Origin of the sequence: Streptomyces sp. NPDC060027 (genome assembly GCF_042737005.1) — a bacterium.
Lineage (GTDB): Bacteria > Actinomycetota > Actinomycetes > Streptomycetales > Streptomycetaceae > Streptomyces.
Window position 1 is genome coordinate 1 of sequence record NZ_JBHWVI010000016.1, and the last position, 24,585, is coordinate 24,585.

General features: G+C 67.8%; 20 protein-coding genes, 1 tRNA gene, 1 other RNA gene and 2 pseudogenes. 6 read left to right on the forward strand and 18 right to left on the reverse strand.

Annotated elements, in window-relative coordinates; translation table 11 throughout:
- Positions 1 to 1,554, reverse strand: a 1,554-nt coding sequence (locus tag ACFWBT_RS06390) for a DNA polymerase III subunit gamma and tau (RefSeq protein ID WP_385696637.1), incomplete at its 3' end; no start/stop codon positions are given.
- A gap of 107 nt (positions 1,555 to 1,661) precedes the next feature.
- An RNA gene (ffs, locus tag ACFWBT_RS06395) (signal recognition particle sRNA small type) lies at positions 1,662 to 1,760 on the reverse strand.
- Between the two features lie 71 nt (positions 1,761 to 1,831).
- On the opposite strand from ffs, the gene ACFWBT_RS06400 reads away from it, so the two are divergent.
- A tRNA-Ser gene (locus ACFWBT_RS06400) sits at positions 1,832 to 1,919 on the forward strand.
- 62 nt (positions 1,920 to 1,981) lie between these two features.
- Here the strand turns inward: ACFWBT_RS06400 and ACFWBT_RS06405 are convergent.
- From ACFWBT_RS06405 to ACFWBT_RS06460, 12 genes are all read right to left on the reverse strand, one after another.
- A complete protein-coding gene (locus ACFWBT_RS06405; RefSeq protein WP_385696639.1) occupies positions 1,982 to 3,259 on the reverse strand; it encodes a tyrosine-type recombinase/integrase in 1,278 nt (425 codons plus the stop codon).
- Between the two features lie 77 nt (positions 3,260 to 3,336).
- Positions 3,337 to 3,555: an excisionase family DNA-binding protein gene (locus tag ACFWBT_RS06410; protein ID WP_205069121.1), complete on the reverse strand. Its 219-nt coding sequence runs from the start codon at positions 3,553 to 3,555 to the stop codon at positions 3,337 to 3,339.
- 470 nt (positions 3,556 to 4,025) lie between these two features.
- Positions 4,026 to 5,507, reverse strand: a complete 1,482-nt coding sequence (locus ACFWBT_RS06415) for an ATP-binding protein (RefSeq protein ID WP_385696642.1) — start codon at positions 5,505 to 5,507, stop codon at positions 4,026 to 4,028.
- A complete protein-coding gene (locus tag ACFWBT_RS06420) occupies positions 5,500 to 6,369 on the reverse strand; it encodes a bifunctional DNA primase/polymerase (protein ID WP_385696645.1) in 870 nt (289 codons plus the stop codon). The genes ACFWBT_RS06415 and ACFWBT_RS06420 overlap by 8 nt, the downstream gene beginning before the upstream one ends.
- Positions 6,370 to 6,455: 86 nt before the next feature.
- Positions 6,456 to 6,920 (reverse strand): hypothetical protein, encoded by a 465-nt coding sequence (locus ACFWBT_RS06425; protein WP_385696647.1) that lies wholly within the window; start codon positions 6,918 to 6,920, stop codon positions 6,456 to 6,458.
- A gap of 203 nt (positions 6,921 to 7,123) precedes the next feature.
- On the reverse strand, positions 7,124 to 9,241 hold the full coding sequence (locus tag ACFWBT_RS06430) for an FtsK/SpoIIIE domain-containing protein (protein ID WP_385696650.1): 2,118 nt from the start codon (positions 9,239 to 9,241) through the stop codon (positions 7,124 to 7,126).
- Positions 9,242 to 9,338: 97 nt separating this feature from the next.
- Positions 9,339 to 9,512: a pRL2-8 gene (locus tag ACFWBT_RS06435; protein WP_385696653.1), complete on the reverse strand. Its 174-nt coding sequence runs from the start codon at positions 9,510 to 9,512 to the stop codon at positions 9,339 to 9,341.
- Positions 9,509 to 9,826 carry a hypothetical protein gene (locus ACFWBT_RS06440; RefSeq protein ID WP_385696656.1) on the reverse strand — a complete coding sequence of 106 codons (318 nt, stop codon included), beginning with the start codon at positions 9,824 to 9,826 and terminating at the stop codon, positions 9,509 to 9,511. Before ACFWBT_RS06440 ends, ACFWBT_RS06435 begins: the two co-directional genes overlap by 4 nt.
- 15 nt (positions 9,827 to 9,841) lie before the next feature.
- Positions 9,842 to 10,060 carry a hypothetical protein gene (locus tag ACFWBT_RS06445; RefSeq protein WP_385696659.1) on the reverse strand — a complete coding sequence of 73 codons (219 nt, stop codon included), beginning with the start codon at positions 10,058 to 10,060 and terminating at the stop codon, positions 9,842 to 9,844.
- Positions 10,061 to 10,089: 29 nt separating this feature from the next.
- The gene (locus tag ACFWBT_RS06450; protein ID WP_385696662.1) at positions 10,090 to 10,428 is read right to left on the reverse strand and encodes an RRQRL motif-containing zinc-binding protein; all 339 of its coding nucleotides are present in this window, start codon (positions 10,426 to 10,428) and stop codon (positions 10,090 to 10,092) included.
- Positions 10,428 to 11,282, reverse strand: a complete 855-nt coding sequence (locus ACFWBT_RS06455; protein WP_385696665.1) for a protein spdB — start codon at positions 11,280 to 11,282, stop codon at positions 10,428 to 10,430. The genes ACFWBT_RS06450 and ACFWBT_RS06455 overlap by 1 nt, the downstream gene beginning before the upstream one ends.
- Positions 11,279 to 11,548 (reverse strand): DUF6284 family protein, encoded by a 270-nt coding sequence (locus ACFWBT_RS06460; protein WP_385696667.1) that lies wholly within the window; start codon positions 11,546 to 11,548, stop codon positions 11,279 to 11,281. Before ACFWBT_RS06460 ends, ACFWBT_RS06455 begins: the two co-directional genes overlap by 4 nt.
- Before the next feature lie 424 nt (positions 11,549 to 11,972).
- Between ACFWBT_RS06460 and ACFWBT_RS06465 the strand changes: the two genes are divergently transcribed.
- The 4 genes and pseudogenes from ACFWBT_RS06465 to ACFWBT_RS06480 all read left to right on the forward strand — a co-directional run bounded on the left by ACFWBT_RS06465 (position 11,973) and on the right by ACFWBT_RS06480 (position 16,438).
- The gene (locus tag ACFWBT_RS06465; protein WP_385696669.1) at positions 11,973 to 12,818 is read left to right on the forward strand and encodes a sigma factor-like helix-turn-helix DNA-binding protein; all 846 of its coding nucleotides are present in this window, start codon (positions 11,973 to 11,975) and stop codon (positions 12,816 to 12,818) included.
- A gap of 2 nt (positions 12,819 to 12,820) precedes the next feature.
- Positions 12,821 to 13,630 carry a hypothetical protein gene (locus tag ACFWBT_RS06470; protein ID WP_385696672.1) on the forward strand — a complete coding sequence of 270 codons (810 nt, stop codon included), beginning with the start codon at positions 12,821 to 12,823 and terminating at the stop codon, positions 13,628 to 13,630.
- A 961-nt stretch (positions 13,631 to 14,591) separates the two neighbouring features.
- Positions 14,592 to 14,789, forward strand: a pseudogene (locus tag ACFWBT_RS06475) (GNAT family N-acetyltransferase); the annotation flags it as partial.
- A 761-nt stretch (positions 14,790 to 15,550) separates the two neighbouring features.
- On the forward strand, positions 15,551 to 16,438 hold the full coding sequence (locus tag ACFWBT_RS06480) for a DUF4157 domain-containing protein (protein WP_385696779.1): 888 nt from the start codon (positions 15,551 to 15,553) through the stop codon (positions 16,436 to 16,438).
- A gap of 1,054 nt (positions 16,439 to 17,492) precedes the next feature.
- Here ACFWBT_RS06480 and ACFWBT_RS06485 read toward each other — a convergent pair.
- A pseudogene (locus ACFWBT_RS06485) lies at positions 17,493 to 18,218 on the reverse strand (tyrosine-type recombinase/integrase); the annotation flags it as partial.
- 465 nt (positions 18,219 to 18,683) lie between these two features.
- On the opposite strand from ACFWBT_RS06485, the gene ACFWBT_RS06490 reads away from it, so the two are divergent.
- The gene (locus tag ACFWBT_RS06490; protein ID WP_354388036.1) at positions 18,684 to 18,875 is read left to right on the forward strand and encodes a hypothetical protein; all 192 of its coding nucleotides are present in this window, start codon (positions 18,684 to 18,686) and stop codon (positions 18,873 to 18,875) included.
- A 361-nt stretch (positions 18,876 to 19,236) separates the two neighbouring features.
- Here ACFWBT_RS06490 and ACFWBT_RS06495 read toward each other — a convergent pair whose 3' ends face one another.
- From ACFWBT_RS06495 to ACFWBT_RS06505, 3 genes are all read right to left on the reverse strand, one after another.
- The gene (locus ACFWBT_RS06495; protein WP_261709020.1) at positions 19,237 to 19,776 is read right to left on the reverse strand and encodes a hypothetical protein; all 540 of its coding nucleotides are present in this window, start codon (positions 19,774 to 19,776) and stop codon (positions 19,237 to 19,239) included.
- A 748-nt stretch (positions 19,777 to 20,524) separates the two neighbouring features.
- Positions 20,525 to 21,205, reverse strand: coding sequence for an adenylate kinase (locus ACFWBT_RS06500; protein ID WP_385696676.1), 681 nt, complete (start codon positions 21,203 to 21,205; stop codon positions 20,525 to 20,527).
- 931 nt (positions 21,206 to 22,136) lie between these two features.
- Positions 22,137 to 24,416, reverse strand: a complete 2,280-nt coding sequence (locus ACFWBT_RS06505) for an Ig-like domain repeat protein (RefSeq protein WP_385696678.1) — start codon at positions 24,414 to 24,416, stop codon at positions 22,137 to 22,139.
- Positions 24,417 to 24,585 lie beyond the last annotated feature (169 nt).

Here is a 24,585-nt window from a genome sequence, read left to right on the forward strand (position 1 = left end):
GGGCCAGGCACCGGGCGCGGCCCCCGTGGGGGCACCGGCCGGGGCCGCGGGCTGCTCGGGCGCCACGGGAGCGTGGGCGGGCGTGCCCGTCGGGACGGCCGGAGGGGTCACGGACGCCGCGGGTGCCACGGGGGCTACGGGGGCTACGGGGGCTACGGGAGCGACGGGAGCGACGGGAGCGGATGTCCCGGGCGTCTCTCCCGGCACGGCCCCGGCGCTCGCGCCGGCTCCCCCTTGCCCCGCTCCCTGTCCGGCTCCGCGAGCCGCGGCACGGGCCGCCGCGGGGCCGCCTCCGGGAGGAACCGCCGGTCCGGCCTGCGGGACGGGCACCGCGCCGTGCGCCTCGGGTCCGGGCACGTAGCCCATGGCGGGCGCCGCTCCGCCGCCGGAGAAGTTCACCCCGCGCTCGATACGGTCGAGCCGGGCCATGACGGACCGCTCGTCCCCGTAGGCGGCGGGCAGCAGGACGCGCGCGCAGATGAGTTCGAGCTGGAGGCGCGGTGAGGTGGCTCCGCGCATCTCCGTCAGCCCGTCGTTGACGAGGTCGGCGGCGCGGCTCAGCTCGGCGGCGCCGAACACCCCGGCCTGCGCCTGCATGCGCTCCAGCACGTTGACCGGAGCGTCGATGAGCCCCTTCTCCGCCGCGTCCGGAACGGCCGCCAGGATGACCAGGTCCCGCAACCGCTCCAGCAGGTCGGCGACGAACCGCCGCGGGTCGTTGCCGCCTTCGATGACGGTGTCCACCACTTCGAAGGCGGCGGCGCCGTCCCCCGCCGCGAACGCCTCGACGACGGCGTCCAGCAGCGAGCCGTCCGTGTACCCGAGCAGCGAGGTCGCCATGGCGTATGTCACACCGGCGTCGGCGGCACCCGCGAGCAGCTGGTCCATCACGGACATGGAGTCACGCACGGAGCCCGCGCCCGCCCGTACGACCAGGGGAAGCACGCCGTCCGCGACGGGAATGCCCTCCTGCCCGCAGACCTCACCCAGGTATTCGCGCAGGGTCCCGGGCGGCACCAGCCGGAACGGGTAGTGGTGGGTCCGCGACCGGATCGTCCCGATGACCTTCTCGGGCTCGGTCGTGGCGAAGATGAACTTGAGGTGCTCCGGGGGTTCCTCGACGACCTTCAGCAGCGCGTTGAAACCGGCCGGCGTGACCATGTGGGCCTCGTCGATGATGTAGATCTTGTACCGGCTGCTCGCGGGCCCGAAGAAGGCCTTTTCCCGCAGGTCACGGGCGTCGTCCACACCACCGTGCGAGGCCGCGTCGATCTCGATGACGTCGATGGAGCCCCGGCCGTTGCGGGCGAGGTCCTGACAGGACTGGCACTCACCGCACGGGGTCGGCGTGGGCCCCTGCTCGCAGTTCAGACAGCGGGCCAGGATGCGCGCGCTCGTGGTCTTGCCGCACCCGCGCGGACCGCTGAACAGGTACGCGTGATTGACCCGGTTGTTCCGCAGCGCCTGCTGCAACGGGTCGGTGACATGCTCCTGCCCGATGACCTCGGCGAACGACTCCGGGCGATAGCGGCGGTACAGCGCGAGAGACGACACGCCTACGAGCGTATAGGCGCCCACTGACAACAAGGACCGCCCTGAGCGCATCCCGGGCGCGACCCCGGCGGCATCCCGTCCCTGAGCGGGCCGGCGGCTCTTCCGGAAACGCAAGCGCCCCCCACGCACCCGCCAGAGCCAACCTACCCTTGCTGCCTTCCGGCCCTGGGGGAGTTCAGTCAGATAGCGCCACGTGAGGGGCTCCGCAAAGAGTACAGGATCCCCGGGGCGGGAACGAGTTCGCGAGCACTCCTCAACGTCTTGTATTGTTTGCCCCGGAGGATTCGCCTAGTGGCCTAGGGCGCACGCTTGGAAAGCGTGTTGGGGGCAACCCCTCACGAGTTCGAATCTCGTATCCTCCGCCAGTGCCTCACCGGGCACGATGTCGCAGGGCCCCACCGCAAGGTGGGGCCCTGCTTCGTTGTCCTCAGCCCTCGTTGTCCTGGTTTTTGTCCACAAGGGGTGTCGAGGGTCCCCAGATCGCATCGGCGATCTTCCGGGCGACGTCCTTGAGCATGGCGTCCGGCACGTGGAGATACCGCGCCCGCATCCGAGCGGACGTGCCCGGCTCCCAACCCATGATCTGGTCGATGACGCGGGCCGGGACACCGAGCAGCATGAGCACGGTGGCGGCGGTGTGCCGGGCGTCGTGGAGCCGGCCGTCCCGGACCCGCGCGTCTGCCAGGAGCCGCTTCCAGTCGTGATAGTCCGTGTTCGGGCTTAGCGGGCCACCTAACGCCCGGGTGAACACGTAGTCCGACTCGGTCCACAGATTCCCGGCGGTCTTTCGCTCGCGCGCTTGCGCCTCCGCGTGCAAGCGAAGCATGGCGACCAGCGGGCCGGGCAGCGGTACCGCGCGGCGGCCCGCTCGGGATTTGGTGTTCTTGGTCTCGCGCCGGACCTGCACCCGGTCCGGGCAGTACCCCGCCTTCCGGCCGCAGGGTGAGGCGTCCGGGCATCCGTGCTCGTACCTGGGGCGCAGACGGTTCCGGCGCAGCTTGAGGTACTCGTTGTCCAGGTCGACGTCGGACCAGCGCAGACCGAGCGTCTCGCCCTGCCGCAGACCGAGCGCCAGAGCCAGCATCCAGCGAGCGCTGTTCCGACGCTTATTTACTTCGAGCAGCAGGCTCTGCACCTCTACCAGCGAGTAGGGCTCGACTTCGTCTTCCGCCTCTTCCATCCGTGGCGGCTTCGCCAACGCGGCGGCGTTCTTCGCCACGTGACCACGCCGCGCCGCTTCACCGAGGGCGGTCCGGATGGTGCGATGCGCCTGGTGAGCCGTACCGGCCTTGCTCCCACTGTTCTGCATCCGGCGGTACAGGCTTTCCAGATGTTCGGGCTCCAAGCGGTCGATGCGGTGCTTCCCGAGACCGGGCACGAGGTGCACGCGAACCGCCACTTCGTAGCCGTCGTACGTGTTCTCACTGATGACGGGCTTGGCGATGTTCTCGACCCAGTGCAGGAGCCACTTCTCTACCGTCCATGGCTTGCCGGGCTGACGCGCCGAACCCTCGTCGCGCTGCTTCTCAAGCCGCCGGACCTCGTCCACGAGTTCCTTACGCGTCGGCCGGGTCAGATGCCGCCGGTAGGGCGTCCCATCCTCCTTGTAGCCCATGGGCACGCGAGCGTGCCAACGATCGTCCTTGCCGAAGTAGATGGCCGATTCGCCGTTCGCGCGGCGCGTGCGCTTCTTGTCCTCTGCCACGAGCGGGCTCCTTCGAAGTGCATAGATGCAGGTCGGAGCGCCACCCGGCATCGGGTGACGCTCCGAAAGAGAGGGGGTTAGGCAGCTCGCCGCTGGGCCCGAAGGCGAGCCACGTACTCGCCGGGGGCCTCGGCAGGAATCCGGCGCAGGCTGCCTACCGGGACGGATTCCAGCTCGCCGTTGCGAATGAGTCGGTAGCAGGTGGTCCGGCCGATTCGGAGGCGTCGTGCGGCCTCTTCGACGGTCAACAACACCAACGTGGGGTCATCGACCTCACGAAACTGAGGCGTGTCCATGGGTGGGGCACTCCTTCGAGGTGGGCTGCGGCTGGTATCGCGGATCTCCTTGGAAGCCCGCGTCTGTCCGAGGTTCGGATTTCTGCGTCACCGCGTCACCAGCGTCACTCGGCGCTCTGACCTGCGGTTTTGGGTGACGCGGCGGATCGGGGCTGCGTCACCGGTGCGTCATCGGCTGCGTCATCGGGTGACGCAGGTGACGCAGGATGACGCAGAGCTAGCCGTCTGCGTCACCGCTGTTGCCGCAGGTCAGCGGCCGTTTTCCGGCTCGGGTGACGCAGGTGACGCAGCGTCTTCCTACTTAGGACAAAGAAGGGGCTGCCTGTAGTACTTCGGTGCGCCTTACAGAGTGAAGAAGGAGCCGCTGCGCGGCGCGACCTTGGGGCGGCGTTCCGCCGAACAGCAAGAAGAGCACGCCTCGCCGTCGCTGGTGCTCTTCTTGCTGTTCGCTTGAGCGTGCGGATCGCGGGTCAGAACGCCCGCGTCTGCTCGTGCGGAGGCAGGGCCAGGGCGGCCGTGCGGGTCATTTCGAGGTAGCGGCCCGCCTTGGTGCGGCCCGAGTCGATGAGGACGCCCCGGGCGGCCAGCGTCGGTTGGAGGCGTTTGAGCCGGTCGGAGAGGACTTTGCCCGTGGTCGGCCACCCCTTGGGCAGGGGACGGCAGTCGTCGCCGCTGTAGAGGTTGCTGAGGCAGGACAGCCACTCCGTGGACGTCATCTGCTGCGCGGCGCCCGGCGCGATGGTGCCGGCGTGCCTGAGGACGGTCTGCGCGAGGAGGTCGCCCTCGATTACGTCGTCGTTCAGGTCGTCCAGGCTCGCCCGGTAGGCGGCGAGAGCTCCGAGGCCGGTGGCCGCGTCGAGTTGCGCGCACAGGCGGGCGAAGTCCGCCATGCGCAGGTCGGTGGGGGTCTCCGCTGCAACGGCGCGCACCTTGACCGTGAGGTCTAGGAGCGAGCCGAGGACGATGGGCAGTGCCTGTTCGTACTCCGCCCACAGTTCGGCCTCGGTGCGCCGTACCCGGGGCCGTTCCAGGCGCAGGGGCAGGAGCCGTTCGGCGAGGTCGGGGCGGATGACGCCGACGTCGATGCCGGTGAGGAGCAGGGGGCGGCGGTAGCCGACGCGGAACACGTCGCCGTCGGTGAACAGGGCACGCTTGACGTTCTCGATTCCGGTGACGATGCAGCACATGGCGTCGGACAGTTCCGGGGTCAGGTGGGACAGGTTGTCCAGGGCGGTGATCCATCCGGCCGCGACCGCTGCGATCAGGTTCTCCTCGTCCTTCGGTGCCCGGCGCAGGTCACCGCTCATCCCCTCAACGATCCGGACGAGCATCCGCCCGCCGGTGGACTTGCCCGCGCCCTGCGGGCCGGTGAGGAACGGCGCGGGAACGGGCACGGACGGTTCCAGGCAGCCGAGGAGCCAGGCGATGGCCAGGCATTCGGTCTCCGCGGTGGCGAAGTTGCACAGCCGCATGAGCAGGTCGATGCCCTTGCCGTCGGTGTCCTTGGCCGGCAGGGGCAGTTCGCCGGTGAGCTGGGTGCGGCGCCAGCAGACTTCGCGCGGGTCGGGGGTGAGGATGTCCCAGCCGGTGGGGTGGATGCGGACGGACTGGCCGTCGTTGCGGCCCAGGTCCAGCCACGTCGCTCCGTCGAATCCAGGGGCAACGCGGATGTGCACCGCCTGGACGTCCTCGGTCAGCGCGAGTGCTTCGATCAAGTCCAACGCCTCCTTGAGCGCGGTCCCGTTGAATACGCCGATCCCGTCCTTGAACAGGCCGACCATGAGTTCTTGGCGGTGGCTGCCCGTGGTGCCCTGCGAGCGGATGGGACGGGCCACGGGATGGCCGTTGTGCTGCGCGTACACGGTTCCGTCGGAGGTGCGGAAGTATCGGAAGTGGGCTTGGGCGTAGTCGGTGATGATTTCGCGGGCGGGAGTCTTGTCGTCCTCAGACATGGCTCAGTCCCAACGTGGTCAGGGCGTTGGTCCATGCGTCCGTGCAGTGCCGGGCCGATTCGCCCTTGGCCTGCGCGGCGGTGAACAGCCGGGCGATGTGCCCTTCCGTGAGGCAGCCGCACCGGCCGTGCGTGGACAGCACGGCGAGGAACGTCCGGTACGCGGTGGCATGCACCGCGCTGGACGCCTCGGTGATGCGCTGCTCCGCCATGGCGATGCCACGTTCGAGGTAGGCCGGTGTTCGGTGCGGGCACTTCTCCCGTTGGCCACCCAAGGGAATTGAGAGCGTCTGGGGCGCCCTGTGAGCGGTGGACGGCTCCTTTACTGCAAGGGCGCGCACAGCGCCAGTGAGAGCGGCCGTGGCTCCGGTGCCGGGTCCGAGCCAACGGGCGTACGCCATAAGGGACTTGATGTCGACACCGGACCGTACGGCGTTGGCGGATGGCATGGTGCCCCGGTAGATCCAGTGCTCGCCCCGGGTGGTGGCCACGGTCCGGGTGGCGGGCAGGGTCTCGCGGGCCCACTGGATGGCGGCGGGGTCGTCCAGGTCGACCACGGTCACCCCGGCGCCGCCGGGGTGATAGGCGAGCGTCGCAGCACTCCGCCACGCCGACGCCCACGTCGGGGAGTTGATGACGCCGGGGTCGGTGGTGGCGGCGGCCCAACCGTGGCACGGGTAGGGGCAGAGGCACGGTCCGGGGGTCCTCATGTTCGGCCGGCCGCCGCACGTGTTCCGCGCGCAGGCCGGGCAGTTTCCGAACGGCACCTTCCCTACTCGTAAGGGCAGCACCGGCAAGCCGGAGGTGGCCAGGGATAGAGCGGCAGGCAGGTGCTCTCGCCGAATGTCGGTTGGTTGCGTCATGCTGGATGTCTCCAGTTCCTTGATGAGTTGCTGGACAGCAAGGGCGGCCCCGGTTCTTGGCGGAGTGGGGGTCGCCCTTGGCGTAGCTAGCTGTAGAAGCGGTTGCGCTTGATCACGGCTTTGCGGATGTTGACCGTGGTCCCGCCCTTGGAGCCGCCAGCGCTGAAGATCTGTACGGCGATCCAGCCGCCGAAGATGACGGCGGCGAGGGTGATCAGTTGGGTGATGAGCGCGGTGAGTGCGGCGATGAACGTCGTCAGGAGCAGCAGCCCTCCGCACACCGCGCCGAACCCAACGCCTCCAAGGGCGATGTTCACCGCCGTGCGGGACACGGCTGGCTTGGCCGCGAGCGGTTCGGGCTGGACGGGGTTGATCGCGTAGCCCGTGACGACTCGCCCGTCGGGCAGGACCACGCTTGTCACGGTCGGGATGCTGCCCGGCTGGACGGGCACGAGCGGCATCGGCGCCATCACGGCGGGGGCGAGTGGCACGGGCTGGTGGACTTCGACGGCGGTCGCGGGGTGGTTGTGGGTGGGGTGTTCGGGGTACATGCGGAATCCCTTCCGGTGCGCGGTCAGGGAGGCGGAGCCACCCCCTTGCGGGATGGCTGTGGAGGGGGTTTCAGGGGTTGACCTGCGGTGCCTCCCTGCCTCCCTGATGGATCATTTGTGCAGCTCAGGGCCAGGGAGGCGGGTCAGGGAGGGGTTCAGGGAGTTCTCCCTGCCTCCCTGACCCGGGAGGGGCTGGCTCCCTGTCATCCGTCGGCGGAAGCGGAACCGTCCGCGTCGCGGTTGGCGAGGGCGCGAGTGACGCGGGCGCGGCTGACGACCATGACGCCGTCGGACTTGTGCGGCTCCGCGCCGGCGTCGTCCAACACCCGCGCGAGGTCGAGGAATGACCAGCCGCCGTAGGCCTTTTCGTTCAGCGTGGCGAGCCGCGTGAGGACGTCCTTGGTGCGGACCCGTGAGGCGTCCCCGATGACGGAGGCGATGTCGGCGAGCGGGTCGCGGTCCTCACCGCGGTCGATCACGGTGAGGGTGGTGACTCCGTCGCGCAGGGCCTTGGCCCGGGCGGTGATGACTTTGGCCGCGTCGTCGTCGACGTAGTGCGTGCGCACCGTGATGGACGACTGCCCTTTGGGGATGTCGATGCCCGACGACGCGACCACGAGCGTTCCCTGGTCCAGGCCCGGACGCAGCAGGTTCGGCGCGGCCCCGCCGTCAACCGCCTTGTCACCCAGCGCCATCCGAGCCTGCGACTCGGTACCCAGCGCGAGCGAGGCGCGGGTGTGGGCACCCTCGCGGACCAGCTTGGGCAGGTTCTGATCGGTCGGGTCCTGCGTGCCCTGCCACATCAGCACGTTGACGGCACGGCCCTGGTTGTGGATCTTCCGGACGGCCATGAAGTACCGGGACGTGGCCTTGGAGCCGCCGTAGAAACGGCCGTCCTCGTCCTTGACCGGGCACATGAACGCGACCTGCGCCTCATCGACTAGAACGATCAGGGCGGGGAACACGGTGCCGGGCGGGGCCATCAGACGGCGGTTCATCTCGCCCACGGCGCCTTCGACCATCTCGGTGACCTGGATCACGTGCTCATCGGTCGGGCCCTGGATCAACGTGGTGGCCAGGCCGTCGAACATGGCCCAGTCGCCGATCCCCTTGAGGTCGCCCATGAGGAACTGGACGGACTTGTCGAGTGCGAGCCACAGCGCGAGGGAGCGCAGGGCGACGGTCTTGCCCTGGTTGGACAGGCCCGTGATCAGAAGGTGGCGCTGGTAGACGGACAACGCGGCAGCATCACCGCGCAGATCCTGACCCCACGGGGCGCGGCCCTTGGCGTAGTCGGCGGTCATCGTCTCGTCGGTGACCAGCGGAGACGGACCGATCGGCTCGTCCAGTGCACCGGAGTCGGCGACCCACAGACGGACCGTGCGGGCCGCTTCCGGGATGGTGATGAACACCTCGTGCTCGTGCCGGGTCAGGTTCTCCGCGAGCTTGCGCCGCTTCCCCTGCACCTCGTTCGTAGACACCCCGGAGGGCAGGGTGACGTCGACTTCCACGCCGCATCCCGCGATCCGGATTGGCCCGAGCATGCTCGCGCCGGCGTCCCCCATCTCCTTGATGGCGTTGCGCAGGGCGGGCACTCCGAGGTCGCGCAGGGCCTTGACCACGATCGACGGCGTGATCGGCTCACCCTCACTGTTGCGGACGTTCTCGGGTAGGGCCCATGCCGGTGCGGCTTGCTGCTTGCTGCCGATCGCCCACAGTGCGAGCAGGGCCAGGAAGGGCCCGATCGCGAGAGCCGGTCCCCACACCACCCGGACGATGGTGATGAGCAGGTTGATGAAGTCGATCGTCGCCATTAACGGGGTGACGACCTGCGTGACGTCCTTCGTCGCGATCGCCATCACAACTCCGAGGGTGACCAGCGACCCGACACCCATCCCGGCACTCACCGCGACGCCCTTGGCCGCGTCCACGGGCGAGTGGAGCAGGTCCATGCGGCGGCGGTGCCGGGCCTCACGGAAGTGCTGCCCGCGCTCCTCCCACTCCGAAGCCATCTCGTGATTCCCGACGGCTTCGGCCGCGCGGAACATCCGCTCGTACCGGGACGCGGTCCGCCCGTCCCACGTCCGCTTCGCCGCGATCTTCGCTCCGCCGGCGACGTACAGGGTGTGCCGGGCAACGGCGCGAGCGGTGGTCTTGGTGGCCTCGTGTGTCACCGCTGTACGGATGGCGCGTCCGGAGCGGACCCACAGCGGGACGGGTGCGGCGGGTGCCGGTTCGGGGACCACGGTGAGCGTGGTCACGGTGGCCGGCTCGGGAGCCGGTTCGGTGTTCTTGTGCAGGTGAACGACGTTGTCACTCATGGTTGGAGACACTCCTGACTGCCCCGTGTCCGGGGTGAAGGCGAAAGGGGGAGGGCTGTGCGGGGTGGTGCGAGGCGAGCGGCGGCGCGGGTGCGCGTCACCACCAGCGGGACTTCTTGGGCGTGATGTTGGGGTGGCCGTTGACCATGTGGTCCACACACTGCGGGCAGTCCTCGCGGGGGCGGAGGTTGCGGTGGGCGCGGGGGTCGTGGGCGTGCTGCCAGCACTGCGGGCACTCACCGGGAGGCGTGTTCAGGCTGGCCACGGTCACCACCAGCCGGAGGACTTCTTCGCGGCCTTGGCCTGCGCAGCCTCGGTGACGAGTCGCTGCCGCTCTACCTGCAACGCGGTGATCTCAGCGATGAGCCGGGTTTCGGCGGAGGTGGAGACGGAGTCGATCCGGTTGTCCGCGCGGCCGGTGCTCTTGCCGCGCAGGACCCGGTAGGAGCCGCCGGCGAGCGCGGCGAGCATCTGGCGCCGCTCCGATCCGGTCAGCGGCCACAGCTCGCCCTTGCGGACGGCTTCAAGCTTGCGGTTCGTCTCGCGGATGGCCTGGTCAAGGCGGCGAGTGTTGGGCTTGGACATGGTCGATCCCTCCGGTCAGGCGCGCGGGGCGAGGATGAGATGAATGTCGGCGAGCTGGACGGTCGAGCCCTGCGCTCGCAGCCATGCGGCGACTTCACGGGTGACGCGGTCCCAGCAGAAGGAGATGGGGACGGTGACGGTTCCGCGGGCGAACGCGCGGCTCTCACCGGGCACGGTCACGTGCGCGTGCCACGCGTAGTCGATGGTGCTCGGAGCAGCGTTGGTGCTGGTCACAGCGAAACTCCAAGAGGTGGTCGGGGTGTTCAGGCGGCGCGCTGGTCGTCGGGGTAGGCGCAGGGCACGCAGGTCCCGAGCGAGGCGGGGATGACGTATCCGGCATCGCGGCGGCAGGTCGGGCAGGTGCGGCGGGCGGCGTTGGCCTTGGCCAGCGCCGCCCACTTCGCGGCCGTCATCGGGCGCACCGGCCGGGCCAGATCGATCCGGTAGAGGTAGGCGACCAGCGGTCCGCGGCGGCGGCGCGGTCGTTCGAGCTGCGCCGCCACGGCCTGGCCGCCGGGGCGTAGTCCGCGGGCCCGGAGTTGGCGGCGGGTGGCGTAGCCGTCCGGGGCGAGGCGCCACCGGAGCACCGGCAGCGCTGCCATCACGCCACGCGCTTCCACGCCGCCCGCAGGCGGACCTCGGACGCGGAGTGGCCGGCCGTGCGGAAGCGGGTGGCCAACTCCCGGTAGGACAGGGCGGGAACGCGACTGGTGCGGATCTCGTCCACGACCGCGTCAAGTTCGGCGTCGGTGAGGGCGGGCCCAGATTCGAGTGCGGTAAGGGGCTCTGTCGGTCCCCAGATGGGGAGCTCCCAGCGGGGTGTGACGTCGGGCGTGACGCGGTGAGTCACGCTGGTCAAGGCCCTTCCGGTGTCCTCGCCGGACCGGGCTGCCTCCAGCGTCGACCATGCATCGGAGAGCCGTTTGGCGGTGTCGGCCTGGACGCGGGCGACGCGCGCGCCAGCCTGCGTCACGGCCGTCAGCCGGGTCTCCTCGGTGGCCGCTTCCGCCCGCAGTCGGGCACGGGCCAAGGCCGCTTCATCGCGGGCTTCCTGCTGGATACCGGTGATGGCGGTCAGCGCTTTCGGGGTGAGCGCGGTCCGCTCCCACAACCCGTGCACCAGCCACAGTGCCTTCGCCGCAAGCGGCAGCCAGGCCACCGCCAGCCATGCGCCCGTCTCCGCCTCAGCGGTCAGCGCGTGGGCGATCAGGACGCCGGTGGCGACCAGGCCGAACGACCAGCCGACCGCCGCCACGGCGTCGGAGTGGTCGCCCTGCGCGGCGAGGCGGCGTTCGTAGGCCAGGGTTGCGAGCCATCCGCCGTCGATCCCGAGACCGACGACCAGGGCGACCGGCCACGGCATCGCCGCGCCCAGCCACATCATGACCACGGCCAAGGTGAGGACCATGGACACCGCCGTCATCGCGACGGCGGGCAGTACGGTCTTGGCCTTCACGCGGCACCCCCCGCCGTGTCGACGGTGGCGGCGCGGTTGGCCAACTCACGCCGGGCGGTCAGCACCCGGCGGTGGGCCCGGCGGATACGCCGCGCGTCCAGCTCGGTGGGCGTGTGGTCCAGGGTGATGATCTGCGCGTCGAGCAGGTCGATCTCCGCCGTGATGACGGGCATCTCCTGCTCGATCGCGTCCAGCTCCGCATCCGTCGGCTCCATGAAGTCGGCGAACGCGGTAACAACGTCCTGAACAGTAACGATGGGGTTCATGGGTCGTGTTCTCCCTGCAAGGTGAACGGCCCGAACAGCGGCCCCGGTGTTCCAGCACCGGGGCCGCGCGCCGTTGTTGGGTTGTGGTCTGTTCGGTTGAGCAACGACCTCTGGCACTACGTATCGAGATGCCGGAGGACGCGTCACTTGCGTCTACATCGACCCATCGACCGCCCGTGTGCAGGCGGCTGGATCGGCACGCTGTTGAGTTCTAAAGGCACAGGCGCTCTCTTCGTACTCACCCTCGCGGGCTTTCCTCCAGACGCTGTTAGTGCAGGTCAAGCAGCCTCGATGGACATCCCCTCCGCTTGCTTAGGGGGGGTTGCCGTCGTGCTTGTTAGGTACCGTAGGCAAAGTCCCGGCTGCGCGCAACCCCCTCTCGCGATAGAGTCTGATAGCCCCCCTAGGCGACGTTGGGAGAGACATGCAGGACGACATGGAGAAGGTCTCTGGGATCACGGACCCCGTTGACCGCGCTAAAGCCTCAATCGACCTGATGGCGCGGTATCAGAGCCACGTGAATGAGCTGTCTCGCATCCGCCGGGAAGCGATCGAAGAGGCCCAGGCCTCGGGCATGACGCAAGCCGAGATTGCGAAACGACTCGGGGTCAGTCGGGGGCGCGTCGGCCAGCTCGCGTCTGCCGGCCCGCCGCCGGAACGCGCGTTCTTCGGCACGGACATGGTCACGGTGTCGGTTGCTGGCATGTACGAAGCGGGCAAAGGTCCTGATCAGAACCCCAGCGAGGTTGTCACCCGCGAGGACCTGAACAACTTCGAACACCTGCGCAAACTGGTCACTGGCATGAAGCTTGACGCGCAGTACGAAGTGATTCCGCCGACTGGAATCGTCAACCTCAACCGGGACAACCACGTCGTCATCTGCGGTCCGCGACGCTCCCCGATCGTGGCGCAGGTACTCGAAGGGGACGACAGCCTTCGGTTTGAGAAGGACACGGCGTGGCACCTGATCGACCAGGTGGCCGGGAAGAAGTACCGGTCCCCCTTCGATGAAGACGGGTCGGACGGCGACGTTGGTTACCTGGGGCGTCTCCCTCGCCTGGACGGCAAGGGGACGTTCCTCTACATCGCCGGCATCCACGCCATAGGGGCGAGCGGGGTCGTCCACTTCCTGGAGAACAACCTGGCAGAGCTGTACCGAGAGGTCCGCACACGCAGGTTCTCCACCTTGATTTCGTGCCGTTACGACCCGAAGACGCTAGAAGTGCAGGAGAGTCGACGCATCACCCCGCTGTACCGACACGAAGGCTGAGCATGCGCGTCGCCATCGACACCCAACCTGGTGGAGCCGCTCCCAATGAAGATTGGGTGGCCGGAACGCCGACTCTTGCCGTCGTGCTGGACGGACTAAGCACGGCGGGCCTGGACACCGGATGTCGCCACGGTGTGCCCTGGTATGTCGGGCGCCTCGGCAGTCAGCTTGTCGCCTCGCTGGCCGATCCGGAGACCACGCTCACGGCCGGATTGGCAGGTGCCCTCGAAGGGGTAGCGGCGCTGCACCCTGAATGCGATCTCGGCAATCCCGGCACGCCCTCGGCGACGGTTGCGATCCTCCGGCAGCGAGGGGGGTCGTTCGATCACCTCGTCTTGGCAGACTCCCCCATCGTGCTCGAAGGCCATCAGGGCTTTTCCGTGATCACCGACCTCCGGGTGGATCAAATCCTTCCCGACTTGAAGGCCGAAGTCGCCCAGCAGGAGACTCATACAACAGAGCACAAAGAGGCACTGCGGAACCTGGTGCTCGCGCAGCGGGAGATCCGTAACACGGCGGCTGGCTATTGGGTCGCAGCGGCCACCCCTGAAGCGGCAGAACACGCGGTGACAGGCACGGTTCGTGCCGTCGACGTGCGTGCCGCTGCCGTACTGTCCGATGGTGCTGCCTGTCTCGTGACGGACTACGCCCAGTCGACCTGGCCCGAGGTCTTTGCGACGCTTCGAGCTGGGGGACCGCGAGAGCTGATCGACACCGTCCGGAAGGTGGAGGCCACAGACCCCCGGGGGCAACGATGGCCGCGCTACAAGTCAGGGGATGACGCTTCCGTCGCCTTCTGCCAGTGGGGATAGTGCCTGGTGAGTGCAGGTCGACCCCGTCGAATGGCCCCGCCGTCAGGCGGGGCCATTCGCGTTTCCAAGAGCGCAGGACGAGAACCACTCGTCTAGGGCGAGTGGGATGTGGGCTCCAAGGATGGAGTGAGTCGATAGGTGTTATAGGTGAAGCTACACCAAGCCCCTTACGCGGTGTTCCGCAGTCGGGAGATGCGGGAGTGGAACGTATCCCTCCGTGCTTACTTGGTGCGATCTTGGTCTGCTAGGAAATATTTTTCTTCTCCACAATGTGTAAACGCGAAAGCCGCAGCTCAGGCCACGTTCTGTGGATCCGCCTGTGGCTTATTCACCGCTCTATCCACCGGGTCGTGCACAGATTATCGATGGTTGCACACAGTTATAGGAGGCTTATCCACAGAGGGTGTGGATAAGCAGATTGGCGGCTGGATCACTCGCTGTCACTATTGCCATCGACGGGGTGGCTTGGCCGCAAAAAAGGCGGCCCCCGCTGGCACGGGAGCCGCCCTGACCTAGTCCTTGCAGAGAGCAGGTCATCAATGACACTACCGACTGGTACTGAAGCTTCAAGCCCCGAGAGTCCTCATGCGGTATCCCGACAGCGTCGCTGGGTACGTTCGCGAGGACTGATTGCGGGAGGCCTTGGCGGAATCGGTCTGCTGGTCGTTCTTCTCGTTCTCTTCGTGCCCGAGCTTGGCGCTCCGATTGAGACGTCTTCCGTTGTGGTCGCGGCCATGGTCCCGTTGGCCGTGTGGCTCTGTCGGGATGGAGGGGGTAGGGGGGGTGATTCTGGCGACGAGCGATAGATCGAGCCTCCGTAGCGGGACGACTCTCTCCGCGCCACTCGTTGTCCTGGTCCTTGTCCAGTGCGCTGACAGTCGCCGCCGTTCACCTTCGTACGCGCACCCCAGCTGAGCTGCCGTTTGAACCTCTGCGGACGCCTCTGAACCGCCACGCGCACAGTTGGACAACGAACGAGGGGCTCCAGCGGTACTACCTCGCGCACGGCTTCAGGCACGTTCGAACCGTCCGCGAGGGTGCGGCTGTGAACGGCGGACCCCGAGTCTCCGGGTGGCTTGCGCAACGGGCGGCACGGTCCGCCGATCACGGTTTCACAGACCGGGCACCCGCTCCCGAACGACTCCGATTCGCTGCGTGATAACGCAGGAGATGAGCCCTGACCTGCGCAGATCCGGGGTAATAGCGAAGGATCGTGGGCTCCTTCCAGACTCGGCACCCGAATGAGTAATTGGCAGGCTGGTGAGCGACGATTGCATGCCCTCAGCGCCACAGTGGGTCAGCTTTACCGGAAGCTCCAGAGGTCACCACTGGCACTAACTCCGCGACGGGCGGAAGGTGGAGTTGAAACTCAGCCGGCCTGATCGGACAGGTAGAAGTCGGATGCGGAAACGGCTGACGGCCCTGAGGGTGATCCGGATAGCTGCGCGCCGCGAGCGGTCTGCTTCGGCCGGGGCCCGCGGTGGGGTGGGACGCTGCGCCCAACCGGTCAACGACCCCGCCTCCGGGCGAGGGTGGACCCACGGTTTGTAGGCCAGACGGGTACCGGAATGGCACGTCTTGCAAGCGTGTGAGGGGATGGTCGGAAGATGAGACCCGCACGGCCTCGAGTGGGAGAGGTGGTCGACGATGACCCTCCATGCGCGGGCATCGGCAGAGCGGCACGAGCCGGTCGTGACGGCTTCACCGGCGAGGCCCGCAACCCCTGTCCACTTGCGACCCGGTCGCCCGACGTTCTCGGCCGGCGACCAGGCCCCTCCTGCCAGACCGGCTTTCCAACGCCCCTCCTCCACGCCTGTGGCGTCCGCCGCCGACTTCACTCAGGTGAAGGTCCACAGCGATTATCCCGCTCCTTCCTTGCTTACCCCGCCTCTCGCAGCCCACGGCGGCATGGCCTTGCAGATGCTGTCGCGGCCTCCTCGGATCACCCGTCCCACCCCGCCGCCGACTGCGCCACCGCCGGTCGCAGAAGTCCTGGCTTCCGCCGGTCAATCACTGGAGCCTTCCGTCCGTTCACGGATGGAACACAGCTTCTCCCGTGACTTCAGCGGGGTACGCGTCCACAGCGATGGACGTGCCGCACGATCTGCCGATGCACTGGGTGCCCTTGCCTACACCGTCGGCCATAACGTCGTCTTCGGGACCGGCCGGTACCGGCCCGGAAGCAGTGAGGGAGACCAGACAATCGCCCATGAACTGGCCCACGTGGTCCAGCAGGAGATGACGCCTGGTGGCCACCTGCAGGGCGCTGTGCCGGTCGTGACCTCGGAGGCACTCGAGCGCGAAGCGCACAGCGCGGCCGAAGTGGTATCAAGCGGCGGCCGGGCCCGTATCACCGGACGGGTACTGCCAGGAGTTCAGGGGCTCCAGCGCGACGCCGCCACGACCACGAAGAAGAAGCCGCTGGCGACCGCGCCAGTGCTGGCCAAGTGCCGGAATGACGCCCGTGCGTGCTTCTCCATCTCGGCACGGCGGGCTTGGTTGCTCAAGCCGGGCAAGGTCGTCCAGCTTGAGGTCGCGGCGCTGGGCGGACGCAAGACCAATCCCACACCAGTAGGACATTTCACCGTCATCGGTAAGCATGCGATCCATTTCAGCAGCAGTTACAAGGACCCGGTGACCCACAAGCCGGCGCCGATGCCCCACTACGTGCACTTCGGGCCACTATTGGGATTCCATGCTGGCAGCCTGGCGCGCGAGTCGCATGGTTGCGTCCACTTGTCCCCGACGGCAGCGAAGACCTTCTTCGACAACCTCAACATCGGCGACAAGGTAGATGTCGTTCCGTAATATCGATGCCGGGACGTTCTGTCGTATTACGCCGGGCGGAGCTGTAAAACGAGAGGACTCCGTTAACGCAAAGAGCCCCGGAAATTTTCCGCGGCTCTCCTGCTCAATAGCCGAGGCCACTCGTGCTTCAGCGGTCCAATAGTGCTTCGTTGCGTCGAGTGATCTCGTGCTGGTGGTGGGCATCTTTGTGGTGTGAGGCTGGGGGAAGTGGAACGGCTCCGGGGTGAGTTAAGTACTCGGATCCGCGTGGGCGACGACCGAATGTCCGGCTGGCCCCGTCGGCGGTTGACATCAGCCGGTGACATCAACATTGGCGTACAACCGCGAACGGCGGCGGATGTGGCGAGGTGCGGACGCGGCTCATCTTCACGTCTGAGCTACCGATCAGAGGCCGTCCGTGGGTGGCGCACCCGCCTACGGATCAGATGAAAGTCCTGCGTGCCAGCCGCCCGTCGGCTGTCATGGATGGGACCAACCTGTCTGGAGGGAAGCGTGCCTCAGAGTCACGATGGAATCCTCGTTCCAGCGCCGCGCGAGAGCGGACCGTGGAGCATGCAATGGCAAGTCAAGTGCCCCGCGTGCGGCATCGCAGAGGTGGAGCAGGGAGATGGTCCCGACCACGAGGCGGTTACGGTCCACCCTGACCGGGACAGTCACGGCAGCCCCCTCGGGACCAGAGGCGGATTCGTCAGTGTGGAACTGACCTGCGCTGATGGCCACGGTTTCGACTTCATCATCAGCAACCACAAGGGGGCTGAGTTCGTCGGTGTTGTCCCACGGACCTGATCTCGTTGTCCTGGTCGTTGTCCTGGTCGTTGTCCAGTTCGCCCGCGTACGTCGCTGTCCGCCGGCGTACGCGCACACTCTCTGAGCTGCTGCGCGAACGTCCGTGAACAGCCACGTACCGCTGCGCGCACAGTTGGAAAGCGTGTTGGGGGCAACCCCTCACGAGTTCGAATCTCGTATCCTCCGCCAGTGCCTCACCGGGCACGATGTCGAAGGGCCCCACCGCTTGCGGTGGGGCCCTTCTTCGTTGTCCGTCTCAGTTTCCGTCTCAGTCGGCTTCTTCTTCGGCTCCGGGCGGCCCCCAGAGGGCTCGTCCGACCTGCTGCGCGACTTTCCGGAGCATCGGCCCCGTGACGTGCATGTACCGAGCGCGCATCCGGGCCGCTCCCCCGGGCTCCCATCCCATGATCGCGTCGACCACGACGTCCGGGACGCCAAGGATCAGGAGCACGGTCGCCGCGGTGTGGCGAGCATCATGGAGGCGCCCGTCACGAACGCCCGCATCGAGGAGAAGCCGCTTCCAGACGTGGAAGTCCGTGTTCGGGCCCAGCGGTCCACCGATCGGCGAGGCGAAGACGTACCCCTTGCCCTCCCAGTCCGCACCGGCCGCGATCCGCTCGCGCTCCTGGACCTCTTGATGCTGCCGGAGAATCTTGATCAGCGGATCGGGCAGGCCGATGGTGCGACGCCCTGCCCGTGACTTCGTGGACTTGTGCTCACGCCGGGTCTGCTCCCGCTTCGGGCAGTAGCCCGCCTTCCGGCCACACGAATCGCCAGCGCAGCCGTGCGCGTACTTGGGCCGAAGTCTGTTCTTTCGGATGCGGACGTATCCCGCGTCCAGGTCGACGTCCTCCCAGTGGAGCCCGAGCGCTTCCCCTTGCCGAAGCCCCAGCGCCAGGGCTACGACCCAACGCGCGCTGTTGCGGAGTTTGGCCGCCTCGACGAGCAGGCTCTGCACCTCCTCGATCGTGAACGGCTCGATGTCCTCCTCTTCAAGTGCCCGCGCGAGCACGGGCTGGCCCCAGCCCGACCCCTCTGCGCCTTCGGCGCCGGGGTCGGCCCCTGGGGCCGCAGCAAGCGACGGCCCACGAGTAGAGACCCGGCCACGGAGTCCGCCGATCAGAACATGCCTCCGGCGGGGGCGCTCAGGCTCCGAGATAGCGGGGGCGCCGTTCGCGAGTGCCGGCCGAGTGTGGCGTGCGCGGGGTACTCCCATCCCGTCTGCCGTCGACCCAGGCAGAGCCGAGCAGACGCGGCCCCTGGCGTCCAGGTCGTTCGTACAGTGGCGCGCTCCACCTGGACGCCAGGAACCACGCCCGCTCCACGGTGTGTGGGTCGACGGCAGACGGGATGGGAGTAGGGGTGGGTAGTCGGCGGAGGCCGACAGGTCGGTGGCCCGCAGTAGCAGTCCAAGCCCTCCACCCAACTCGATCTGCACACCGCGGGCTACATTCACCAGATGAACATCAAGGAGCCCGTGAGCTGCGCGTTCTGTATGGAAACCACCGATGTCGGCCACTCCGGTGATGGCGTCACATTGGAGATCACGCGGGCCGGGGAACAGAGCACACAGTTCGTCTGGGCCCACCTGAGCTGCCTGGACGAGCGACTTCACAAACAAATCACCCGAGGCCCATGGCTCGACGACTAGAAGCGTGCCCCTCCCGTGCCCGATCGAGCAGTGAACCTCGGGGAACAGCGGGCGATCACGGTGAACGGACACGGAAGCGGCCCCCGACCAGTTACCCGGTCAGGGGCCGTTCACCTGCGGTGGGTGTGGGATTTGAACCCACGGTGACTCGCGCCACGACGGTTTTCAAGTCCGTGTGCGGCTTGGCTCACCCATTGACTCCACCGACCGCGTGGGCAAGCGGCGCGTGCCGGAGGAGTGATCTTGCTGCGCGCTCAGCGACGAAACAATCTTCGTCAGGGCAATAAGTCGGCCAGAGACAGCCCTCGCAGCGCCGTCCATGATCCACAGACGCGCGTAAGGAGATCGCTCCGAGTGCGCGTCAGGAGAGGCTGTAGGTGACCACTGTGCGGGCCGGGAAGCGGAAATCGTCGCGGAGCGTGGGAGAGACCTCGACCATGACGTTGACGCTCGAACCGGTGGCGCTTGTGGAGTGGTAGATCCAGACAGGGCCCCGCAGGGGAGACCCGCACAGACCCTCGGGGAGCTCGATCTCGTCATCGGCGACCCCTTTGGTGCCGTACTTCTCGTCGAACAGGGGCTTGCCATCCGGGAGGATCCCCGCGCGGTGGAGGTAATCCGGTATCTGGTTGCTCACGAAGGTGACCTCAGCGCTGCCGTTCCTGGTGAAGTAGTGGATGTCGGAAGCACCGGCGGGAATCTGTGCACCCCCGGCGCCGATCAGGCCTGGCAGCTGCGTGTCGCTGCCCTCACAAGCTCGGGCGTCCCCGAACGGATGGAACAACTCGTCCCGGAACAGCCAGACCAAGCCGCCCGCCATCAGGGCGAGGATCGCCACCGCGACCACCAGACAGGACAGACGCCGCCGCAATGCGGAGCCGCCGCGCTCCGTATCGTTCACGTCATCCAGGTACAAAGCCTCGTTCACCCCGTCCGAAACGGCTCGACCGCTCGTCGCTCTTTCAGCACCCATGACACGCCCCCCTCAGGCTTCCCGCACGTGATCGGCGGCAGCATATGCCCGATCGATGGTTCGGGTACTGGCCCCCGTTACGCCTGGTCAGGAGTGAGCTCAACATGCCACAGAACCCTCCACCAGCAGCTCTTCTCCGGTGGGACGTCATGGCCGTCTGTTCACTGATGACCGGTCCACGAAATCGCCAGCGCTCTCAGCAGCGCTCGACTCGGCGACCCAGCTAGTCACCGTGATCATCGTGCTGCTGCTTGTCCGAGACCGGCTGAAGAGCCCCGGTACTGATCCGGAATCGGACTGTCAAGTCGATCGCTAACGTCTGACACCAGCGGCTGACCTCACGGGACCAGCCGTCCGGGCAGAAGGCCGATGGGTCAAGCACTTCTAGCCGCCGTGATCGGCCTGATAAGGATGAGGCCCTGAGGTTGCGGTACAGCAGCGAAGTACAGCAACTCCAGTAACCGTCCCAGCCCGGCAACATCCTCGAAAGGCCATGGCGCGGCCGGTATGACCGTTCGTGACCGCTCTACACAGAGCTACGGATCAGAAGGTTGTGAGGGGGGGGTGGGTGCGGAGCCATTCGGCGCCCCGGGACGATGGAGGGGCGCCGATCCCGGCTGTGGGCACATTGCGGCGAGCGGCGGGACGACCGCCTCGCACCTTCCCTGCGGAGGGGTCAACCGCTCGACGCGCCGGAGGCATCGACCTGGCCCTGGCCGATCGCGACCAGCGCGCGGTCCAGGACCTCCTGGACCTGGCCGAGGGCCGAGATCGTGGTCACCAGACCCGGGGCCCGGTAGTGGTCGACGACCGGCGCCGTCGCGCTGCGATGGACCTCCAGTCGCCTACGAACGGTTGCCTCGCGGTCGTCATCGCGCTGGTACAGCTCACCGCCGCAGACGTCGCAGGCTCCTGCCACTTCAGGCGGGCTGTGGTCGACGTGGAAGATGTGTTCGCGGTCCCGACGGCACAGCCGTCGTCCAGCGATCCGCCTGACCACCTCGGCCTCGGGAATCTCCAGGTCGATCACGGCATCCAGCGTCGACTCCGAATCGGCCAGGATGTCGTCCAACGCCTCCGCCTGGGCAAGGTTGCGGGGGAAGCCGTCCAGCAGGAATCCGTGCTCGGTGTCCGGGCGGGCAAGGCGCTCTTTGATCACCCCGATCGTGACCTCGTCCGGTACCAGAAGGCCGGCGCGCATGTTCGTGTGGGCGTTCTGCCCGAGCTCGGTGCCCTGGTCGATGTGCTCGCGGAACAGGTCACCGGTGGAGATGTGCTGGATCGACAGATGCGCGGCAAGGCGCACCGCCTGCGTGCCCTTGCCGGCTCCGGGCGGCCCGAGCAGGAGGATGCGCATCGATGAGGTGTCCCTTCGTCATGCGTGACCAGGGTCAATCACAGGATTCGAAGTAGCTGGGCGTCGTGACTGCGCAGAAGGCCCTTTGTGCATTCCAGAAGATGATAGGCACCGTGGGGTCTTCGCACCTGGGTCCCCAGGTATTCCGTGGCGTGCCCCGGGATGCCGAATGGGTGCGGGCGCTGTCGGCCCGGTGCGCGAGCGCGGCGAGCAAGCAAGCAAGCAAGCAAGCAAGCAAGCAAGCAAGCAAGGATGGTCCGCACTTGAAGGGGCATCAATCCTTCTTGAGGACGGATCGATCAGCCTGCTCTTGGAGCGGGACGCGAAGTGAGAGCCGCGGTACAGCAGCGGAGTACAGCAACCACCGCGACCGTGACCGACCGCTACTGACCCCGGCCGCGCGACTGAACGGCCCCGCAGACCTCAGCAACCAGCGACCAGCGACCGTCCAGCCCCTGCTGCGGATCGAGGGGGCGTGGCACGGTCTCCCGGCCGTGCAGCTCTCGCGCCAGATCGAGTGTGAATCGTCTGGCCGACGCGGCCCCTGGTCTCCAGATCGCTACGTAAATGCAGGCGCCTGCGGCGGTTCAGCCCGAATTGATCGAATTGAACCGCCGCATTTCCAGCTGTACGGGTTATGAGCTACACGGCTTTCGTCCTTGCAGGAAAGCCGTGGGACGGGAAGGCTTATGTCGGGCTCTATTGCATGCAATGACTTGTTCCGCGGCTGACATCCACTGCCCCTGTCACCGCGATGACGAGCATCGGCGGTGGGGGCCGGCTCAGACAGCCGGGACACGCGTACGCCAACGCGTCCCGGCTGCCACAGTTCGTTCAGGCTGCGACGCGGCTTCCCCGTCACAGCCGCCCTCTCAGAAGCCCTGGCCGACGGCGGCTCGGTGCTTCTCCGCCGACGGCCCGGGGCCGCAGGTCAGTTGGTGAAGTAGATGTACTTCCAGGAGCTGTAGGTGGTGGAGTTGACGTTGTCGCCGGAGGAGTCGTTGATGTAGGCCGACCGGACGCGGACACGGAGGCCCGCCTCGTCGGAGGAGCCGAGGTCGATGACGCTCTTGCCGTCGGTGCCCAGTTCGAAGAACTCCTCGTAACCGCGGTGCCACTGGCCCTGGACGTAGACGTCGAGGTCCAGCCGGTGGTGGCGGCCCGAGTAGTAGCTCATCGTGGTGGTGAACAGCGGGCCGGCGTCCTTGCGGTACCAGTAGTACGTCGAGGAGTTCGCGCTGACCTTGCCCGTCTTGTAGTACTTCGCCAGAGAGGTGGAGACACTCACCTCGGCGTACGCGGTGGCCTTGACCGACTTCGGGGCGGTGCGCGCGTCACCGGCGAAGACCGCGGTGACTGTGGTGTCCCGCTTCATGTCCACCACGGCGGAGACGTTTCCGCTGGAGTTGACGGTCGCCTTCTTCACCAGGACGTCGGGCTTGTCCGAGCCGTAGGGGTTGGCCCAGATCTCCACCGTGCGGTTCTTGTAGGTGGTGCCCAGGTGCGCGGTGAAGGTGACGTCCTTGCCGTACGAGTACACCTTGCCGTTGTTGTTCAGGCTCAGCGTGGTGGCGGTCCGGGAGACGGCCACCGTGTCGGAGCCCGAACCCGCGGCACGGGACGCGTCGCCCGCGTAGGAGACCGCGTACTTCACGTCGCCGCCGGCCGACGGGGTGTCGGTGAAGGAGAAGGTGCCGTCCGCCTTGGTCTTCACCGAGGCCAGCGCCTTGCCGGAGGGCGACTCCAGGTCCGTGCGCTTGACGGTGAGTGCCGTGCCGGCCGGCAGCGCGTCGGCGTTGGCGACCTTGCCGGTGACGGTCAGCGACTTGGCGCGGGTGGCCGTGGCGGGCGCGCTCACCGTCACCGTGGTGGCGCTGCGGGTGACCGCCACGGTCCGCGTGGCGGACCCCGGAGCATGGCTCGCGTCGCCCGCGTAGGAGACCGCGTACTTCGCGTCGCCCTCGACCGACGGGGTGTCGGTGAAGGAGAACGTCCCGTCCTCGCCCGTCGTCACCGGAGCCAGCGCCTTGCCCGACGGCGACTGCGCATCGGTACGAGTGACCGTCAGCGACGTCCCGGCCGGCAGCGCATCGCCACCACTGACCTTCCCCGTCACGGTCAGCGACTTGCCGGGGACAACCGTGGCGGGCGCGCTCAGCGTCACGGTGGTGGCGGCCTTGGTCGGCGCGTTCAGCGTGTTGAGGCGGTACGTGCTGCCGCTGCCGGTGACCGCGAAGAGGTGGTTGCCGTCCGGCTCCCAGGCCAGGCCGTCCGGAACCAGGGTGCCGCTGCCGGTGTCGGCGAAGTCGTACTTCCGGAGCGGCTGGGTGGTACCGGGCTTGAAGATGTAGACGTCCGGCTCGTAGGAGCCGTCGATGCCCGCGGCGACGGTGCCGTCCGCGGCGATGTCCACGGCGTTCGGGTAGGCGTCGGTCGGGTAGCTGCCGACTTTCTTCAGGTCGGTGGTGGACAGCACCTGGTGCTCGTAGGGTGCGCCGCTCGCCGTGACGACCTGCCGGCCGTCGGGGGTCACCGCGAGGTCTCGCAGGTTGCTGCCGGCCTGGTCCTGGGCCATGAGCCTGGGAGCGTCCGGGCCGGAGACGTCATAGGTCGCCACGGCGGAGGGGCTGAGGCCCGGCACGCCCGCGGCCAGCACACCGGGGGCGGCCGGGTTGGACGCCAGCCGGGGCGCGTAGTACCAGCGGTTGGCGCTGTCCTGGGCCACGGCGAGGACGGGTTCCGGGCCCGAGAGGTCGAGGGAGCCGATGTTCCCGTTGGCCGCCGTGCCGTAGCCGAACCAGAGCTTCCCGCCGGTGCGGGCCAGGGTCGTCGGGGCGTCGGCGCTGCCGGTCGAGTACCGCGCGGACTCGGTGAGGTCGGCCGTGTCGATCGCCGCGATCTCGTCGCTGCCCGCGACGGCCACGTACAGCGTCCGCGAGTCGGCCGAGAGTTCCAGGCCGTCGGCCTCCGGCAGCGAGCCGAGCGTCCCGACGACGTTGCCGCTGTAGTCGGTGGCGACGACCTTGCCGCCGGTCCGGTCGCTGACGAAGACGCGCTGGTGCACGCTGTCCACGACGACGTCGGCGACGGAGGCGACGGGCAGGACGGCGTGGCCGTCGGCGTGGGCTGCCGTGGACCCGAGGCCCGTCAGCGCCACGGAACTGAAGAGGACGGCGAGTGCCGTCGCGGTCGAGATTCTGCGGTTGCGCAAGGTGGTTCAAACCCCCATGAGCCGTGGGAGGCCGCGCGTCACCGGAGGTTGGAGGGCACCGGGCGCGGCATGTTTCGGATGCCTGTGACACGGGTGTGACAACGGAGCCGCCGGAATGGTTGTGCGCGGGAAGTGAAGATTCCGGGGGTGGGAGGGGCCCCGGGCCGAC